Here is a 16,433-nt window from a genome sequence, read left to right on the forward strand (position 1 = left end):
CTATTGCCGTAGCGAGAGGGGGATGGCAAGGCTCTTGGCATGACCGAGAGGACCCAGCACACCGACACCGCCCGCCAATGGTTCGAGAGCCTGCGCGATCGTATTTGCGCCGAGTTCGAGGCGATCGAACGCGAAGCGGGTTCCGAGGCGCGCTTCCAGTACGACAGCTGGCAGCGCGAAGAGGAGGGCAATCCCGATCCGGGCGGTGGCACGCGCGGGCTGATGAAGGGCACGGTGTTCGAGAAAGTCGGGGTCAACGTCTCGACCGTGCGCGGCAATTTTGCGCCCGAGTTCGCCGGTACGATCAACGGCGCGAGCGCGGAGAACCCCGGCTTCACCGCGACCGGCATCAGCCTGGTAGCGCACATGGCCAACCCGCATGTGCCCGCGGTGCACATGAACACGCGTTTCCTCACCACTGGCAAGGCCTGGTTCGGCGGCGGGGCCGACCTCAATCCGCCGATCCCCTATGCCGAGGACACCGCGGATTTCCATGCCCGCTTCCGCGCCGCCTGCTCGGCGCACAACCCGACCTATTACGAACGCTTCAAGAAGTGGGCGGACGACTATTTCTTCATTCCCCACCGCGGCGTCCATCGCGGCGTGGGCGGGATCTTCTACGATCATCTCGAATGCCCCGACGATGCGGCATTCGAGCGCAATCTCGCCTTCACGAAAGACGTGGGCGAAGCCTTCCTCGACGTCTTTCCCAAGCTGGTCCGCCGACGGATGGAGAGCGACTTCACGCCCGAGGACAAGCAGACCCAGCTCGAATGGCGCGGGCGCTATGCCGAATTCAACCTCGTCTACGACCGCGGGACGCTGTTCGGCCTCAAGACCGGCGGCAATATCGATGCCATCCTGATGAGCCTGCCGCCCGAGGCGACCTGGGCCTGATCACTCCGCTTGTTCGTCTTCGGGCGCGTAGACCCGCACCCAGTCGACCAGCATCGCCACTTCGCCGGTCTTGACCTTGTCGACGGTCTCCTGCGGGACGCCGTTATAGGGCTTCTCGATCCCGTTGGTCTTGAACGGATAGGCGCCGCCCATGGCGAAATTGAGGATCAGGTATTTCGGATTGTCGAACCGCCATTTGCCGTAGTTTTCGACCATCGGGCGGGTGACGCGGTAGGTGGTGTGGCCGTCGACCTGGAAGAGCAGCTCGTCCTTCTTCCATTCGACCGCATAAACGTGCCAGCCGGTCACATCGTCGCCTTCGGGGAAGAAGAACTTGTTCACCAGCGGCGTTTCGCCCGAATAGCCGGGGCCGTGGAGCGCCACGCCGACCCAGTCCTTCTCGCCGACATATTCCATGATGTCGATCTCGCCCGTACCCGGCCATGTGTCGTTGCCGAGCAGCCAGAAGGCGGGCCAGACGCCCGTCGCGTCAGGCATCCTGATGCGCGCTTCGGCGCGGCCATAGGTGAAGTCGAACTTGCCTTGGCTCTCGACCCGTCCCGAAAGGAAATCGGCCTTGCGGTCGGGGTGCGGATCGACGCCGGGCTTGAATATGGGACGCAGCATGAGCGCACCGCCGTCGGCGCCCGAGAGCCCGTCGACGATCGAGAGCACGGCGGGCGCATCGACATAGGCCTGCTGTTCGTTGTTGACCCAGAACTCGGGCCCGATGACGCCCCATTTGTCGCGATCGAGCTCGGGCGCGTTGAATTCGTCGGCCCAGATGAGCGTGCGGGCGGCCGGTTCCTCGGCCGCCAGCGGCTTCGCCAGCAGGCCCAATACTCCGGCGCAAAGCGCGAATCTGGTGCGGATCATGATGCTCTCCCCAAGACTGTGAACGTTCTCATTGCATGCATTCTCCGGGATTTCCAGCCCTGGCGAATGCCAATTGCCGCGCAGGGCTGGTGCTGTACCGCAGGATCGGCAATAGCGCGGCAGCGTTGAAAAGAACCCAGCGCGCGGACAGCAGGTCCGCCGCGAAAGACCTTCGGAGAGTTGCCCATGCGCCGCCTTGCCGCCCCCCTCGCCCTTCTGCTCGCCAGCACCGCCTGCACGACGATGGAGGGCACCGCGCCCGTCGCCGCCGCGCCCGAGCGGATGGTCTCGCCGATCCTCACCACACCCGACGCGGTCGACAGCGCGACCTATGCCCAGCCGCAGGTCGCGCGGGTGACGCATGTCGCGCTCGACCTCGATCTCGATTTCGATGCCAAGCGCGTCGGCGGGGTCGCCGAACTCGACGTTCTCGCCGCACCGGGTGCCGAGGATATCGTGCTCGACACCAGATGCCTCGAAATCGCCAGCGTGACCGACGGCGCCGGCCGTGAACTGGCCTATGAAATCGGCAAAACGGTCGAGGAGGGCGGTAAGGGCGCGCCCCTGACGATCGCGCTCGACGGTGCGACAAAATTGCGCATCGCCTATCGCGCGCCGGCCGGTGCCGAGGCGCTGCAATGGCTCAGCCCAGAACAGACCAAGGGCGGGGTGCATCCCTTCCTCTTCAGCCAGGGGCAGGCGATCCTCAACCGCAGCTGGATCCCGACGCAGGACAGCCCCGGCATCCGCCAGACCTGGGAAGCGCGCATCACCGCGCCCAAGCCGCTCGACGTGGTGATGAGCGGCGTGCGCCAGGGCGAGCCCGAAGACCTCGGCAATGGCCGCCGCGCCTTCCGTTTCGTGATGGACAAGCCGGTGCCGCCCTATCTGATCGCGCTGGCCGCCGGCGACATCGATTTCGCCGAGCTCGGTCCGCGCACCGGCGTTTGGGCCGAACCCGCCACGCTGCCGCGCGCCGCGAAGGAAGTGGGCGACACCGAGCAGCTCGTCTCCGCTGCCGAGAAGCTCTACGGCGCCTATCGCTGGGGCCGCTACGACATGATCGTGCTGCCGCCGTCCTTCCCCTATGGCGGGATGGAAAACCCGGTGATGACCTTCCTCACCCCGACCTTCATTGCCGGCGACCGTTCGAACAACGGCCTCGTCGCGCACGAGTTGGCGCATAGCTGGTCGGGCAATCTCGTCACCAATGCGGTGTGGGAGGACAGCTGGCTCAATGAGGGCGTGACCTCCTATTTCGAGAACCGCATCGTCGAGGCGGTCTATGGCAAGAAGCGCGCCGAGCAGGAGGCTGCACTGGCCTTCGCCGGGATCGAGGAAACGCTCGCCGAGGTGGGAGACGATGCACCGGGGACCGCGCTGCACCACGAACCGGGCGCCAACGAACTCGGCAGTGCGATCACCTACGACAAGGGTCACTTCTTCCTGCGTACCGTCGAGCGCCTGGTCGGACGCGAGCGCTTCGACGCCTGGCTGCGCCAGTGGTTCGACAGCCACGCCTTCCAGCCGGCGACGAGCGAGATGTTCTACGAGGACATGCTGGCGAACCTCGTGCGCGACGAGGCCGAGGCCAAGAAGCTGATGCTGCGCGAATGGATCTTCGCCCCCGGCCTGCCGGCCAATGTCGCCAAGCCCGATCCCGCAGCCTTCGCCGAAGTCGACGGCGCGGTGGCCGCCTATGCCGACGAAGGCACGATCCCGCCCGCCTATGCCGGCTGGACCGCCGCCGAACAGATGCGCTTCCTCGACAGTATCCCCAAGGAGCGCAGCGCCGAGCAGCTTGCGGCGCTCGACAGCGCGCTCGGCCTGTCTGAGACCGGCAATAACGAGATCCTCTTCCTGTGGCTCGAACTCGCGCTGGCCAATCGTTACGAGCCCGCCGTGCCGCAGGCGAAGGAATTCCTAGCCGAAGTGGGTCGCGCCAAGTTCGTGCGTCCGCTGTTCAAGGTGCTGTGGGACCAGGGCGACTGGGGTCAGGCGCACGCGAAACGGATCTATGCGAAGACGCGGGCAGGATACCACGCGGTGACCCGTGCGGGTGTCGACCGGATCGTCAACTAGTTCCGATCCACAGCCGCAGGACATAGGCGACCACGCCCAGAACGGCGACGCTGGCGGCCCAGATCGCCGCCAGCCACGCCAGCCGCTGCCACAGCGGGGCCTCTTCGGGCGCGTCGCTCAATGATATCCTTCGTGGCCGGTCTTGCCGCGAAAGACCCAATAGGCCCAGCCGGTATAGGCGAGGATCAGCGGCATGGTGATGCCGACGCCGACCAGCATGAAGATCTGGCTGCGCTCGGGCGCGGCGGCGTCCCAGATGGTCAGTGAGGGCGGCACGACATTGGGCCAGATCGTCACCCCGAGCCCGGCCATGCCGAGCAGGAACAGGCCGAGCGCCAGCCAGAAGGGCCGGCTCTCGCCGCCGCGAGTCAGCGAGCGGTAGAGCGCGATCGCCAGCGCGGCGGTGAGCAGCGGCACCGGCGCGGCGTAGTAGAGCTCGGGTGCGGTCAGCCAGCGGGCGGCATATTCGGGGCGCAGGACGAGGTTGTAGAGGCTGACCAGCGCCATCAGCCCGCCGGTCGCCCAGAAGGCGCGCAGGGCCAGTTTGCGCGCGTGTGCCTGCGCCTCGCCGTCGAGCTTCCACACTAGCCAGGTCGCGCCGAGCAGGGCATAGCCGGCCACGGTGCCGATACCGGTCAGGACGGTGTAGGGCGTCAGCCAGTCGAACCAGCTGCCGGCATAGGCGCGATCGACGACCTCGATTCCCTGCAGCAGCGCACCGAGCGTCATGCCCTGTGCCATCGCCGCGACGAGGCTCCCGCCGGTGAAGGCGAAATCCCACAGCCGCCGGTGCGCCGGGTCGCGCCAGCGGAATTCGAACGCCACGCCGCGGAAAACGAGCCCGAGCAGCATGGCGATGATCAGCGGGTAGGTGGCGGGCAGCACCACCGCATAGGCCAGAGGGAAGGCAGCGAAGAGGCCGCCTCCGCCGAGCACCAGCCAGGTCTCGTTGCCGTCCCATACGGGCGCGATCGAGTTCATCGCGCGGTCGCGCTCGGGCCCGACCTCGAATGCCGGGAAGAGGATGCCGATCCCGAGATCGAAGCCATCCATGACGACATAGGCAAAGATCGCGAAGGCGATGATGAAGGCCCAGATCACCGTGAGGTCGAAATTAACGGCCATCGGTCGCCTCCTCGCGGTCTTCCGGCAGGACATCGGGATCGCCGCCCGGGTTTTGCGTCGGGCCGGGGGTGATGCCGGCCGTCCGGACCGGCCCCTTCTCGGTCCGCTTGACGCCCTTTTCGCCGGTGTGCGGCGGTGCCTTCATCAAGCGCAGGATGTACCACGTGCCCACGCCGAAGACGGCGAAATAGACCACTACGAACGCCAGCAGCGAAGCGCCCACAGCCGGCGCGGCCAGCGGGCTGGCGGCATCGGCAGTGCGGAGCATGCCGTAGACGACCCACGGCTGGCGACCGACCTCGGTGGTGATCCAGCCGGCCAGCACCGCCACGAAGCCACTCGGTCCCATGACCAGCGCGGCGCGATGCAGCCAGGACCAGTCGTAGAGCTTGCCGCGAAAGCGGGCGAGCAGGCTCCACATCCCCACGCCGAGCATCGCGAACCCGGTCGCGACCATGATGCGGAAACTCCAGAACACCATGGCCACCGGCGGTTGTTCGTCGTCGGGGATGGTGTCGAGCCCGGCAAGCGGGGCGTCGAGGTCGTGCTTGAGGATCAGGCTCGACGCCTTGGGAATGCCGACGGCGTAGTCGAGCCGCTGTTCCGCATCGTTGGGGATGCCGAAAAGGTAGAGCGGCGCACCGTCCGGGTGGCTCTCGTAGTGGCCTTCCATCGCCATGACCTTGGCCGGCTGGTGCTCGAGCGTGTTGAGCCCGTGCATGTCGCCCGCGAATATCTGCACCGGCACGACGATGGCCGCCATCCACATCGCCATCGAGAACATCTTCCGCGCATGGGCGTTGGTGCGGTCCTTGAGCAGGTGCCAGGCGCCCACCCCGCCGACCACGAAGGCGGTCGTGAGATAGGCGGCCAGCACGGTGTGGACGAGGCGGAAGGGAAAGCTGGGATTGAAGATGATCGCCAGCCAGCTCTCGCCCGGCAGGAACTGCCCGTTGGCGCCCACCTCGTAGCCCGTCGGCGTCTGCATCCAGCTGTTGACCGAGAGGATCCAGAAGGCCGAGACGAAGGTGCCGAGCGCGACCATCAGCGTGGCGGCGAAATGCAGCTTGCGCCCGACCTTCTCCATCCCGAACAGCATGACGCCGAGGAAACCCGCTTCGAGGAAGAAGGCGGTCAGCACCTCATAGGCCATCAGCGGCCCGATCACCGGCCCCGCCTTGTCGCTGAACACCGCCCAGTTGGTGCCGAACTGGTAGGACATGACGATCCCGCTGACCACGCCCATGGCGAAGGCGATGGCGAAGATCTTCAGCCAGTATTTGAACAGGTCGAGATAGCGCTGCTCGCCGGTCTTGAGCCACAGCCCCTCGAGCACCGCGAGATAGCTCGCGAGGCCGATGGAGAAGGCCGGGAAGATGAAATGGAAGCTCACCGTGAAGGCGAACTGGATGCGGGCGAGCAGCAGGGCGTCGAATTCGGGCATGACCGAATACGCGCTATGACAAGTGTGGCGCGGTGGCTCAAGCCACCGACTGTGCAAGCACTGTTGCAGAAAAATGCATGGCCGGACGGAGTTTGCGCAGTTTCCCCTTGCCCTGCGCAGGGCAATCCTCACATCGTGATTTGCGATGCTGCGCCAGTACGAACTCGTAGAGCGGGTCAAGGAATACGACCCCGACGCCGACGAGGCGATGCTCAATCGCGCCTATGTCTATACCGTGCAGAAGCACGGCACGCAGACGCGCGCGAGCGGGGATCCCTATTTCAGTCATCCGGTCGAGGTCGCGGGGCTGATGACCGACCTCAAGCTCGACCAGGAAACCATCGCCACCGCGCTGCTGCACGACACGGTCGAGGACACGCTGGCGACGATCGAGGACATCGAGGACCATTTCGGTACCGATGTCGCGCGGTTGGTTGACGGGGTGACCAAGCTCTCGAAGATCGAGCAGATGCCCGAGAACGAGCGCGCCGCCGAGAACCTCAGGAAATTCCTCCTCGCCATGAGCGAGGATATTCGCGTGCTGCTGGTCAAGCTCGGCGACCGGCTGCACAACATGCGCACGCTGCATTTCATCAAGAATCCCGAGAAGCGCCAGCGGATCGCGCGCGAGACGATGGATATCTATGCCCCGCTCGCGGAGCGGATCGGCATGTACGAATACATGCGCGAAATGCAGATGCTCGCCTTCGAGCAACTGGAGCCCGAGGCCTTCGAGACCATCACCCAGCGGCTCGACCAGATCCGCAGCGAGGATGGCGGCCAGGTCGACGCGATCGCGCTCGACATGAAGCACGCGCTGGCCGAAGCGGGGATCGTGACCGAGGTGTCGGGGCGCGAGAAGCATCCCTATTCGATCTGGCGCAAGATGGCCGAGCGGCACGTGTCCTTCGAACAGGTCACCGACATCATGGCCTTCCGCATCATCTGCGAGGACGTGTCCGACTGCTACCGCGCGATGGGCGTTCTGCACACGACCTGGCAGTTCCTGCCGGGCAAGTTCAAGGACTACATCTCGACGCCGAAGAACAACGGCTATCGCTCGCTCCACACCTCGCTGATCTACGGCAAGTCGATGCGCGTCGAGGTCCAGATCCGCACACGCGAGATGCACCGCCGCAACGAATTCGGCCTCGCCGCGCACTGGGCCTACAAGCAGGGCGATCGCCCCGACGGGCAGGTCGGCTGGCTGCGCGACCTGATCGAGATCGTCGACGCCAGCCACGATCCCGACGAACTGCTCGAACACACGCGGCTGGCGATCTACCAGGACCGCATCTTCGCCTTCACCCCCAAGGGCGCGCTGTTCCAGCTGCCCAAGGGCGCGACCCCGGTCGATTTTGCCTTCGCGGTGCACACCGATCTCGGCGCGCAGACGGTCGGTGCGAAAATCAACGGGCGTCACATGCCGCTGCGCACGCAGCTCAACAACGGCGATGTGGTCGAGATCATCAAGAGCGACCATGCCGATCCGCAGCTGAGTTGGCTGGGCTTCGTCGTCACCGGCAAGGCGCGCGCCTCGATCCGCCGTGCGGTGCGGCTGAGGGAACGGGCCGAAGTGGCCGAGATCGGGCAGAAACTGTTCGACGAAATTGCGCTGCGCGTGCCCGCCAAGATCGGCAAGAAGGCGCTGCGCGAGGCGCTGAAGCGGCTCGAGATGGAGGAGGAGGAAGACCTCTATTACGCCATCGGCTCGGCCAAGGTCGAAGACCGCGTGGTGATGGAGGCGCTGGTTCCGGGCTGTACCGCCGAACTCGAGAACGAGCCCGACTGGGCCAAGAGCGGCAAGGCGCTGTCGATCCGCGGGTTGACCCCCGGCGTCGGCTTCCAGCTCGCCCAATGCTGCCACCCGGTGCCAGGCGACCGCATCGTCGGCCTGCGCAAGCCGGGCGAGGGGGTCGAGGTGCACACGATCGACTGCACCCGTCTCGCCAGCGGGATCGACAGCGACTGGCTCGACCTGTCGTGGGGCAAGCGCTCGCGCGGCGCGGTCGGTCGGCTGCGGGTCACTCTCTACGACCGGCCCGGCACGCTCGCCGAGATGGCCGGCATCTTCGCGCAGAACCACGTCAATGTGACCAGCCTCGAGCAGACCCAGCTCGACCATCCCTTCACCACCTACGAGATCGATCTCGAGGTGCAGGACGTGCCCCACCTCACCCGCATCTTGAGTGCGCTCAGGGCGAGCGACTCGGTCGCGCAGGCCGAGCGCGTGTGATTACCGGGATCGACCACGTCCAGCTGGCCATGCCGCATGGCGGCGAATCGCATGCGCGGCGCTTCTGGGTCGATCTGATGGGGCTGGAGGAAGTGGCCAAGCCCGCGCATCTCGCGGTCAACGGCGGCTGCTGGTTCGAAGGCGCGGGCGTTGCGATCCATTGCGGGGTGGAGGATGCCTTCCTGCCCGCGCGGCGCGCGCATCCGGCGCTGCTGGTCAGCGATCTCGCGGTGCTGGTGGCGCGGCTCGGGAAGGCAAACGTCCGCTTCAAGCCGGGCAAGGAGCTGGAAGGCTATGTCCGCGGCGACATCGCCGATCCCTTCGGCAACCGCATCGAACTGATGCAGAAGCTCTAGAGCAATTCGAGCGCCAGCTCTGCCTCGTCGCCTGCCGCAAGATCTTCCGCTTTCAGGACCTTCTTGCCCACGAGCAGCCACCACTCGCCCGACTTCGAAGGAAAGACCGAGGTCTTCCAGCGCGTCCCGCCGATGGTCGCCATCACCTTCACCGAACCGAAGCCGCGCCTGCCGCCCAATTCGAGGCGCCGCAGCCGCTCATGCATGGTAAGATCCTCTGCCACGCCGCCGCCGATGGTCAGGAGGTGGTAGACCGCCTTCTCGCCATCCCAGCGGGTGATCGGTCCGCGCCAGGAGAGTGTCTCGCTCAATCGGCGACCCGACGCACCGGCACGGGGATGTTGCAGATGTCGGCGCCGCCTGCCGGCACGATGAAGAAGGGATCGCGGCGGTTGGCGCGGGCGTCGGCATAACGCGCGAAGCTGGCGCCGTCGGTCGAGAGGTATTCGAAGCGCGGCCGCTCTCCATCGGGCAGGTCGCTGGCGACCCGCACCGAGAGGATCGGTGTGCGCTTGTCCGCTTCTTCCTCGGTGTAAAAGCCCAGCGCACCCGAACCGCGCGGCAGGCTGGAGAGATGCTCCATCCCCTCGACGATCCGGCCAGCAAGGGCGATATTGCGGTCGAGGTGGCGCGGGGCATGGCCGATCACCGTATAGAGTTCCGCGCCCGTGCCTGCGTCGGGCGACATGTTCCTGCCCACACCGACCATGCCGTAGCAGTGGATCGGCCAGACACTTGCCGGTTCGCCCTCATCGTCCGACCCCACGTTCGACGCCAGCGGCCAACCCTCGTGAAACAGCGAAAGCTGCGCATAGGAATCGACCAATCCATTGGCGATGATGACGGCGGCTGTCTTGTTCCCGGAAACTAGGGATTCGGCTTCGAGCGCCAGGTCGCGTTCGGAATCGGCGAGCAGGGTCGACAGGCTGATGGCGTCTCCGTTGACCGTGTAGTCGCGCTCGTCGGTCTCGACGAGCGCCGGCGGGAGTGCCTTCTGTTCGCCGCTGCTTTCGGGGTTGTCGTAGTTCGGATCGCCCCATTGGACGACGTAATTGTCCTGCACGCGGTTGACGGTGATGTCGTCGAACCAGCCCGAACGGGCGAAGGTGCGAATGTTCTGTACCCAGCTTTGGCTGAACGGCGCGGGCATCAGCTGGATCACCACCTTGCGTTCGCTTCCGTCTTCGGCCGGGGCCAGCGTCATCACCAGCAGATCCTCGGGTGCGATGGCGACCCATTCCTCGGCAGGCGCCTGCGCCACGATCTCCCCTGGCGACGGAGCCGGCGGAGGTGTCTCCTCCTGCGCGATGGCGGGAGCGGCGAGCGCGAGCAGCGCGGCGAGCGAAATCAGGGGCCTGGTCATGCGCGAACTGGTGCCACCGGCCCGGACAAAACAAAAGCCCCCTCTCGCGCATTGTACGGGCGGGAGGGGGCTTCGAGACGGTGTTCGCAGGGTATGCCTGATCCGCGCAGCACCGTCGCACGAATGTTGTACACTCAAAAACGCCATCCGCAATCATCCGGTTCCCGCTCCGGCTTGCGGAATCATCGCCCCGCCGCTAGACGCGCGGCTCTTTTGTGACGCTACCACGCTGTGTGCTGCTTGAGCGCCGGGGATCTTCTCGGGATTTCTGCCCTCAAGTAGCAAAGCGGTAGGGCAACAAGAGAGCATGCGGAGCAGTGGCCGAGTGGTCGAAGGCGCACGCCTGGAAAGTGTGTATACGGTAACCCCGTATCGAGGGTTCGAATCCCTCCTGCTCCGCCACACATAAGTCATTCATAGAGAACGATTTTCTTAATGACGGAACGTGCCGCAGTTCTGCGTCGTTCGGCGCGGAAGGTGGTCAGCCGGAGAGCGCGTCGAAGCTCGTTCAGTAGCCACCCCCCCAACATTCTCTGGCGCCTCATTCAGAGGTACCCGTTTCGCTTTCGCTGTTTGATGCCCCAACGAACACGAGCAGCAGTCGCCCGCCGCTCGCCAGTCGCTTTCTCGCGAATCTATCTGTCGAGCAAAAGGTCTTCCTGTTCGTTCCACGATAGTGGCAGGTCGCTCATACCGAACAGCTTCTTCGCATCGAGATCGATAGGCTGCTTTCCCGTAGCTATCGCTTCGACAACTTCGGGCGCTAGGAAGTTCAATCGCACGACGCGCGATGCGTAGGAGCTGGTCACCTGCTGTTCGCGTGCGAGCGCCGAGATAGTAAGTTTGCGGTCCAGCATCATCTGCCACCAGGCGCGAGCGCGATGGAGCAGCTTCAGGAGGTGCTCCTGAGGCTCGCCCTCAGTCGACTTCGACAAGCCGTCGTGGATCAATCGAACAGCGCGACCGCTGCGCCGGAGGTTCGCGTTTATGGATATCGCTGGATTGGTTGTTGCTGGTGAAGTTGGCGTGATGGACAGCAAGTCGCAAAGGCCGGTGGCATATAGCTCTATTGTCAGCTGCGCGGGCCTGATGGTGACCTTCGCGATGCACATTCGCACCGTGGCTCGCTCCCGCTTTCTCAGCCCGGTCGCCAGGCTGGCGGAGGGATCTGCGAGGTTCGCAACGATATCAGCTGTCAGCTCGATGCCCGCCTTCGCCAGCAACCCTAGCGGCCGTTCAACCTCCTTTGCTACGAGCTCACACACGACCTTCTCCAGCTCGGGCGCGGGAATGCGAAGGGTTCGCTGAGCTAGTGAGGTGTCGCCCTCGCCGCCCTTTCCGATGTAGTATCGGTAGCGCGTGGTCCCCTTGGTCGCGTGGCTAGCAATCAGGGCGTTGCCCTCGCTGTCGAAGACCCTACCAGCCAGCAGACTTGGCGTCCTTCCCGTACGCGACTGCTGCTCACCTTGCGTATTGGCTTCGAGCTGCGCCTGCACTCGATCCCACGTCTCGCGATCGACGATGCCTGAGTGCTGGCCATCGTAAATCTCACCCTTGTGGCAGATCTTGCCAATGTAGATCGGGTTGGAGAGGATCTTGTAGATCTGCCCGCGCGTAAACGGCTTGCCGCCCAGTTTGCGCCCGGTGCCGGTCACACGCTTGGGGACACGGAGATCCTGCTCCGAGAGCTGCGCTGTTAGCAGTCGAACGTTGCGGACCTCCAGATAGTGATTGAAGATGCTGCGAACGAGAGCGGCGTGCTGATTGTCCATCGCCAACGTCCTGCCGTTCGCCTTATAACCGAGCGGCACCACGCCGCCCATCCACATACCCTTGGCCTTCGAAGCAGCGATCTTGTCGCGAATGCGCTCGGCGGTCACCTCGCGCTCGAACTGCGCGAAGGAGAGCAGCATGTTGAGAGTCAGCCGTCCCATGCTGGTCGTGGTGTTGAATGACTGCGTGACCGACACGAAACTGACCTTTGCCTTGTCCATGGCTTCGACCAGCTTAGCGAAATCAAGCAGCGAGCGTGTCAGCCGGTCGACCTTGTAGACCACCACGATGTCGATCGTGCCTGCAGCGACATCTGCCAGCAGCCGCTTGAGCGCGGGACGTTCGAGCGTTCCGCCCGAGATGCCGCCATCGTCGTAAACCGCGGGAAGCTGTGACCAGCCTTCCGAAGCCTGGCTCAGGATATAGGCAGCGCAGGCCTCGCGCTGGGCATCGAGCGAGTTGAAGTCCTGTTCCAGTCCCTCCTCGCTCGACTTGCGGGTATAGATCGCACAGCGGACCTTGTTCATGCTGTCTTCGCCTTTGTCTTCAAGCCGAAGAAGGCAGGTCCCGACCAGCGCGTGCCAGTGATCGCGCGGGCCACCTCGCTCAAGGAGCGCCATTGCCGCTCATTCCAGATGATCTCGCCATGCTCGCCGATCGCGACCACGTGGAGCTTGCCGCCGTACTCACGCGCGAGGCGCATGCCTGGCCGGATGTCCTGCGTCGTCGTCTTCCCGCTCGCAGCCTGATCGAGCCGCTGCATGATCTTGCGCGGCAGGCCGCGCCCGGTCTTGGACTGCAGCTCATAAGCTACTGCCAGGCGCAGCATTTGCGCGCTGGCTTTGGGGATCGGTCGACCGGTGAGCTTCACCCACCGGTCGCCGAGTGCTGGCTTGTCCATCGCTGCAAGGGCAGCCAGCTCGTCTGACAGTTCTGCCATCCTCAGGCGCTCTTCGTGATACGATAGCACGACATCCCGCCGCGCTTGTCGCGCTCGATCGTATGCCCCTTCTTCTTCAGACCGGTCATCGCTGCGCGGGTCGTATGCGGCAGCCAGCCGGTGGCCTTCACCATTTCATCGAGGGTTGCGCCCTGCTTGCGTTTAAGCAGCGCGATGACCTTGTCGATCTTGGTCTCGCGTTTGGGTTCTGCTGCTTTTTCGGTCTGCTTCGTCATGAGTGGTTCTCCTGGTCTCAGACGGCATTATGTCGCCTGCCACCACCCAAGGCCCCGGCTCGCGCGCTGCGTCGGGGCGGCAGCCCGCCTTCAGGGGCCGCGATACACTGACAGCACCAATGCTTGCTTTGGTCGCGAAGTCGAATGGAAAGTGGGGGCAAACGAATGTCCGTTTTGCGCCCTGATTTCGGTCGTAGCGAGCATCCTTCGCGATAGCTGAAAGCCGCCATAAGATTTGCTTGAGATCGGGTGCCTTCGCGTTCCTCAATTGGCCGATTCTTGGCCGAGGAGAAATGCCATGGGCTACTCAGACTACGATCCGCCGATGCAGGATCGAACACCTTGCAACGCCGGAAAGAAAGTCGGGACCAAGCGACCACTTTCGCAGAAGCAAATATGGGCGGTTCGCTTCTTTCTCGATCGTGAGCAAAGGGTCAGAGACCGAGCGTTGTTCGACCTAGCCATCGACAGCAAGTTACGCGGCTGCGACCTGGTCAAACTCAAGATCGGCGATCTGGTCGCTGGCAGTGAAATCCGAAGACGAGCGACCATCATGCAGCAAAAGACGCACCGGCCGGTTCAGTTCGAACTGACCAGTGACGTACGAGCCAGCCTCATGGCGTGGTTCGAGCGTCGTGGCGGCACTATTGGTGATTTTGCCTTCCCAAGCCGGATAGATCGCGACGGTCACCTAAGCACACGGCAGTATGCTCGACTGGTTGATGAGTGGGTCACAGCCATCGGACTTCGCCGGGAGGAATACGGGACACACTCGATGCGGCGAACCAAGGCTCCGATGATCTACAAGGCGACTGGTAACCTACGAGCGATCCAGATCTTGCTTGGTCATTCCAAGATCGAGAACACTGTGAGGTATCTCGGTGTCGATATCGAAGATGCTCTACTGCTCGCCGAGCGAACGGAGATATAAAGTCGAGGTGGCCCTTCCCGAAGCGGAAGGGCCGCTTTCCAGTCGATCAAGCAACCGCGAATGACCGATACGGGTGGGAAGCGGACTTCAGGTCGCGCGCAATTGCGGTGCAGCGTCAGCGATCACGCGAACGGCGGAGCGAAGGAAGATCAACGCCATCACACCACCAATCGCGATGTCGGGCCAAGGCGAGGCGAACCACCAGACAAGCGCGGCGGCGAGCAGCACGCCGCAATTATTGATCAGGTCGTTCCTTGAGCATTCCCAAGTGCTCGCCATGTTGACGTCCTGGTGCCGGAATCGGGTGAGGAGACGGAAACACACGAGGTTGGCGGCGAGCGCCAAGGTGCCAAACGCCACCATCAGCGTCGAGGACGGCGGCACGCCGCTCTCGATCTTGAGCGCCACGTTGACCGCGATCCCGAGCCCGAGACATAGAATCACCACCCCCTTGAGCATCGCTGCCCCCGCCTTCCAACGCTCCGAGCGCGCGAGGGCATAGATGCTAACGGCGTAAACCACCGCATCCCCCAGCATGTCGGAGGCATCGGCCATCAGTGCGGTGGACCCGGCGATCACGCCAGCGCCGAATTCGAGCACGAACATCACGGCGTTGATGGCGAGCACGACAACGAGCACGCGCCGCTGCTCGCGCTGGCGGGCAAGCTTTTCAAGTTCGGTGGACTTGGCGGAACAGCAATCGGCCGACATTCAGGCTATGTGGCTGCAACAGTGGACGTCCGCAACCGGGGCGGGGGCCGAATGCTTGCTATCTTGGGCCGACCTGCAAGAAGCAGACAGTCCGCCCCCCCAATAGCGCCCGGCGGGATGCTAATTGGCGCCTTCCGACAGAAAAGCTAATATCGGCACGCCTCCTCGCTCGACATTGTGGTAACTGAGCGCACTTCCTTCGTTGAAGAAACCAGCCCCCGTTTCCGGAACACCGACAAATGCACCGACGTGTGGTTGGGTATCGTCTCGGCGGGCCTCGCACTCTGTGGTGCCGCTGAAGTTTTCTATCAGGTCTGCCGCGAACTCGCGCACGGCTAGGCCCCCGCATGCCGTTCAGAGAGAAAGACCGTGACATAGCGTGGCCCGCGTTGCCGACTACTAGCCAAGCGTGATAAGCGCCCGACTTCGATATGAAGTCCAAGAAGACCTCCGCTGGCACGACCGTTATCATTCAATTGCTTTCGGGGATGGCGCTCTTCGGTAGCGCGACCCCACTCAGCAAGATCATTGGCCAGCATTTCTATATCTTCACCGCATCGGCCTTGCGAATGGGCATCGCGTGTATCGTGCTCGCGCCTTTTACTTGGTGGATGACCCAATGTTTCGCACGAGCCAAACGTTCAGACTTTTTGGTGATACTGGCGATCTCGGCTTTCGGAATGGTCGGATTCACGGCGACGATGCTGTTTGGTATGCGTCTTACCTCGGGCGTTGTCGGCTCGACGATCATGAGCGCTACTCCGGCCGTGACCGCAGGTGCAGCGGTCCTATTTTTCGGTGCCGCGATGAACGGCCGTAAATGGGGCGCGCTCGCTCTTGCAGTGGCTGGTATCGCAGCGATCAATCTGCTTCGCAATGATACGGACGGTGCTGGCGGAGCACCGCTACTAGGAGCAGCACTTGTTGCTGCAGCCGTATGTTGCGAAGCAGCCTACACCCTGCTGTCTAAGAAACTGTCCAACGATATTAGCTCGCTCGAAGCGACTTTGGCTGCATCGCTAGTCGCCGCGATCCTGTTCGTAGTTCTCGCCATGCTCTTCGACCCCAGGCCGTTCGACCTGTCGAAGGTTGAAATACGAGCCTCTGCAGCCCTGATCTTCTGGGGCGCAGCGACAGGCGGGCTGGCTCCGGTCCTATGGTATAACGGCGCGCGAGAGGCACCCGAAGCGCTCACCGCCGGAGCCATGGCGATCATGCCCATTTCGGCGCTGGTTTTGTCCTATGTGCTGTTGGGCGAGACCTTTCGCTGGTCGCATTTGATCGGCTTTGGGCTGGTATTTGCCGGACTGCTGCTGATGATTAAGGAACATACGAGGGCAAGCCTGGATAAGCCTCAAAGCGCGAAGAGCTAGGCCCCCCGAGTGACGCATCGGGGGTTTGTTCGGATATCCAGGGATCGGAAGTGAGCGCTTCCACGACACCTTTATCGCAGGTAGTTTTCG

Annotated in this window: 17 protein-coding genes and 1 tRNA gene; 7 read left to right on the forward strand and 11 right to left on the reverse strand. The window is 63.7% G+C overall.

From position 1 onward, the window contains the following. Positions 1-39 precede the first annotated feature (39 nt). Positions 40-897 (forward strand): oxygen-dependent coproporphyrinogen oxidase, encoded by an 858-nt coding sequence (gene hemF / locus K3181_RS09400; RefSeq protein ID WP_221602725.1) that lies wholly within the window; start codon positions 40-42, stop codon positions 895-897. Here hemF and K3181_RS09405 read toward each other — a convergent pair whose 3' ends face one another. Next, the gene (locus tag K3181_RS09405; protein ID WP_221602726.1) at positions 898-1,773 is read right to left on the reverse strand and encodes a glycoside hydrolase family 16 protein; all 876 of its coding nucleotides are present in this window, start codon (positions 1,771-1,773) and stop codon (positions 898-900) included. A 186-nt stretch (positions 1,774-1,959) separates the two neighbouring features. On the opposite strand from K3181_RS09405, the gene K3181_RS09410 reads away from it, so the two are divergent. Beyond that, on the forward strand, positions 1,960-3,855 hold the full coding sequence (locus tag K3181_RS09410) for a M1 family metallopeptidase (protein ID WP_221602727.1): 1,896 nt from the start codon (positions 1,960-1,962) through the stop codon (positions 3,853-3,855). Here the strand turns inward: K3181_RS09410 and K3181_RS09415 are convergent. From K3181_RS09415 to K3181_RS09425, 3 genes are read right to left on the reverse strand one after another with little or no spacing between them, the layout of a single operon-like run. After that, positions 3,848-3,976 carry a DUF2474 family protein gene (locus K3181_RS09415; protein WP_221602728.1) on the reverse strand — a complete coding sequence of 43 codons (129 nt, stop codon included), beginning with the start codon at positions 3,974-3,976 and terminating at the stop codon, positions 3,848-3,850. The two genes, K3181_RS09410 and K3181_RS09415, sit on opposite strands and share 8 nt — an antisense overlap. Next, complete coding sequence (gene cydB, locus K3181_RS09420; RefSeq protein WP_221602729.1) at positions 3,973-4,980, reverse strand: cytochrome d ubiquinol oxidase subunit II; 1,008 nt, start codon at positions 4,978-4,980, stop codon at positions 3,973-3,975. Before cydB ends, K3181_RS09415 begins: the two co-directional genes overlap by 4 nt. Continuing rightward, entirely contained in the window at positions 4,970-6,424 is a 1,455-nt protein-coding gene (locus tag K3181_RS09425) for a cytochrome ubiquinol oxidase subunit I (protein ID WP_221602730.1), read from the reverse strand. Before K3181_RS09425 ends, cydB begins: the two co-directional genes overlap by 11 nt. A 145-nt stretch (positions 6,425-6,569) precedes the next feature. On the opposite strand from K3181_RS09425, the gene K3181_RS09430 reads away from it, so the two are divergent. Together K3181_RS09430 and K3181_RS09435 are read left to right on the forward strand one after the other, a co-directional pair. Beyond that, positions 6,570-8,660, forward strand: coding sequence for a RelA/SpoT family protein (locus K3181_RS09430; RefSeq protein ID WP_221602731.1), 2,091 nt, complete (start codon positions 6,570-6,572; stop codon positions 8,658-8,660). Further along, complete coding sequence (locus K3181_RS09435) at positions 8,657-9,016, forward strand: VOC family protein (protein ID WP_345725472.1); 360 nt, start codon at positions 8,657-8,659, stop codon at positions 9,014-9,016. The genes K3181_RS09430 and K3181_RS09435 overlap by 4 nt, the downstream gene beginning before the upstream one ends. Here K3181_RS09435 and K3181_RS09440 read toward each other — a convergent pair. Together K3181_RS09440 and K3181_RS09445 are read right to left on the reverse strand one after the other, a co-directional pair. After that, a complete protein-coding gene (locus K3181_RS09440; protein ID WP_221602732.1) occupies positions 9,013-9,327 on the reverse strand; it encodes a DUF1905 domain-containing protein in 315 nt (104 codons plus the stop codon). The two genes, K3181_RS09435 and K3181_RS09440, sit on opposite strands and share 4 nt — an antisense overlap. Beyond that, complete coding sequence (locus K3181_RS09445) at positions 9,324-10,379, reverse strand: peptidylprolyl isomerase (protein ID WP_221602733.1); 1,056 nt, start codon at positions 10,377-10,379, stop codon at positions 9,324-9,326. The genes K3181_RS09440 and K3181_RS09445 overlap by 4 nt, the downstream gene beginning before the upstream one ends. Positions 10,380-10,690: 311 nt before the next feature. Here K3181_RS09445 and K3181_RS09450 point away from each other — a divergent pair. Continuing rightward, positions 10,691-10,781: transfer RNA gene (locus K3181_RS09450), tRNA-Ser, on the forward strand. 233 nt (positions 10,782-11,014) lie between these two features. On the opposite strand, the gene K3181_RS09455 is transcribed toward K3181_RS09450, so the two are convergent. From K3181_RS09455 to K3181_RS09465, 3 genes are read right to left on the reverse strand one after another with little or no spacing between them, the layout of a single operon-like run. Next, positions 11,015-12,679 carry a recombinase family protein gene (locus tag K3181_RS09455; protein WP_221602734.1) on the reverse strand — a complete coding sequence of 555 codons (1,665 nt, stop codon included), beginning with the start codon at positions 12,677-12,679 and terminating at the stop codon, positions 11,015-11,017. Next, a complete protein-coding gene (locus tag K3181_RS09460) occupies positions 12,676-13,092 on the reverse strand; it encodes a DUF2924 domain-containing protein (RefSeq protein WP_221602735.1) in 417 nt (138 codons plus the stop codon). The genes K3181_RS09455 and K3181_RS09460 overlap by 4 nt, the downstream gene beginning before the upstream one ends. Before the next feature lie 2 nt (positions 13,093-13,094). Continuing rightward, entirely contained in the window at positions 13,095-13,328 is a 234-nt protein-coding gene (locus K3181_RS09465; protein WP_221602736.1) for a DUF3489 domain-containing protein, read from the reverse strand. 298 nt (positions 13,329-13,626) lie between these two features. Here K3181_RS09465 and K3181_RS09470 point away from each other — a divergent pair, with 298 nt between their 5' ends. Beyond that, a complete protein-coding gene (locus K3181_RS09470) occupies positions 13,627-14,259 on the forward strand; it encodes a tyrosine-type recombinase/integrase (protein ID WP_221602737.1) in 633 nt (210 codons plus the stop codon). 87 nt (positions 14,260-14,346) lie between these two features. Here the strand turns inward: K3181_RS09470 and K3181_RS09475 are convergent, their stop codons facing one another. Together K3181_RS09475 and K3181_RS09480 are read right to left on the reverse strand one after the other, a co-directional pair. After that, positions 14,347-14,970, reverse strand: a complete 624-nt coding sequence (locus K3181_RS09475) for a cation efflux transmembrane domain-containing protein (protein WP_221602738.1) — start codon at positions 14,968-14,970, stop codon at positions 14,347-14,349. A gap of 120 nt (positions 14,971-15,090) precedes the next feature. Next, positions 15,091-15,303 (reverse strand): hypothetical protein, encoded by a 213-nt coding sequence (locus K3181_RS09480; RefSeq protein ID WP_221602739.1) that lies wholly within the window; start codon positions 15,301-15,303, stop codon positions 15,091-15,093. A gap of 98 nt (positions 15,304-15,401) precedes the next feature. Here K3181_RS09480 and K3181_RS09485 point away from each other — a divergent pair, with 98 nt between their 5' ends. Continuing rightward, positions 15,402-16,343: a DMT family transporter gene (locus tag K3181_RS09485; protein ID WP_221602740.1), complete on the forward strand. Its 942-nt coding sequence runs from the start codon at positions 15,402-15,404 to the stop codon at positions 16,341-16,343. The last annotated feature ends 90 nt before the right edge of the window (positions 16,344-16,433 follow it).

This window comes from Qipengyuania mesophila, assembly GCF_019711655.1.
GTDB lineage: Bacteria > Pseudomonadota > Alphaproteobacteria > Sphingomonadales > Sphingomonadaceae > Qipengyuania > Qipengyuania mesophila.

Bases quoted from the DNA above. Each gene is read 5' to 3' on its own strand.
- hemF (WP_221602725.1), top strand. From the start codon at position 40: ATGACCGAGAGGACCCAGCACACCGACACCGCCCGCCAATGGTTCGAG.
- K3181_RS09405 (WP_221602726.1), bottom strand. From the start codon at position 1,773: ATGATCCGCACCAGATTCGCGCTTTGCGCCGGAGTATTGGGCCTGCTG.
- K3181_RS09410 (WP_221602727.1), top strand. From the start codon at position 1,960: ATGCGCCGCCTTGCCGCCCCCCTCGCCCTTCTGCTCGCCAGCACCGCC.
- cydB (WP_221602729.1), bottom strand. From the start codon at position 4,980: ATGGCCGTTAATTTCGACCTCACGGTGATCTGGGCCTTCATCATCGCC.
- K3181_RS09425 (WP_221602730.1), bottom strand. From the start codon at position 6,424: ATGCCCGAATTCGACGCCCTGCTGCTCGCCCGCATCCAGTTCGCCTTC.
- K3181_RS09430 (WP_221602731.1), top strand. From the start codon at position 6,570: ATGCTGCGCCAGTACGAACTCGTAGAGCGGGTCAAGGAATACGACCCC.
- K3181_RS09445 (WP_221602733.1), bottom strand. From the start codon at position 10,379: ATGACCAGGCCCCTGATTTCGCTCGCCGCGCTGCTCGCGCTCGCCGCT.
- K3181_RS09455 (WP_221602734.1), bottom strand. From the start codon at position 12,679: ATGAACAAGGTCCGCTGTGCGATCTATACCCGCAAGTCGAGCGAGGAG.
- K3181_RS09460 (WP_221602735.1), bottom strand. From the start codon at position 13,092: ATGGCAGAACTGTCAGACGAGCTGGCTGCCCTTGCAGCGATGGACAAG.
- K3181_RS09465 (WP_221602736.1), bottom strand. From the start codon at position 13,328: ATGACGAAGCAGACCGAAAAAGCAGCAGAACCCAAACGCGAGACCAAG.
- K3181_RS09470 (WP_221602737.1), top strand. From the start codon at position 13,627: ATGGGCTACTCAGACTACGATCCGCCGATGCAGGATCGAACACCTTGC.
- K3181_RS09475 (WP_221602738.1), bottom strand. From the start codon at position 14,970: ATGTCGGCCGATTGCTGTTCCGCCAAGTCCACCGAACTTGAAAAGCTT.
- K3181_RS09485 (WP_221602740.1), top strand. From the start codon at position 15,402: ATGAAGTCCAAGAAGACCTCCGCTGGCACGACCGTTATCATTCAATTG.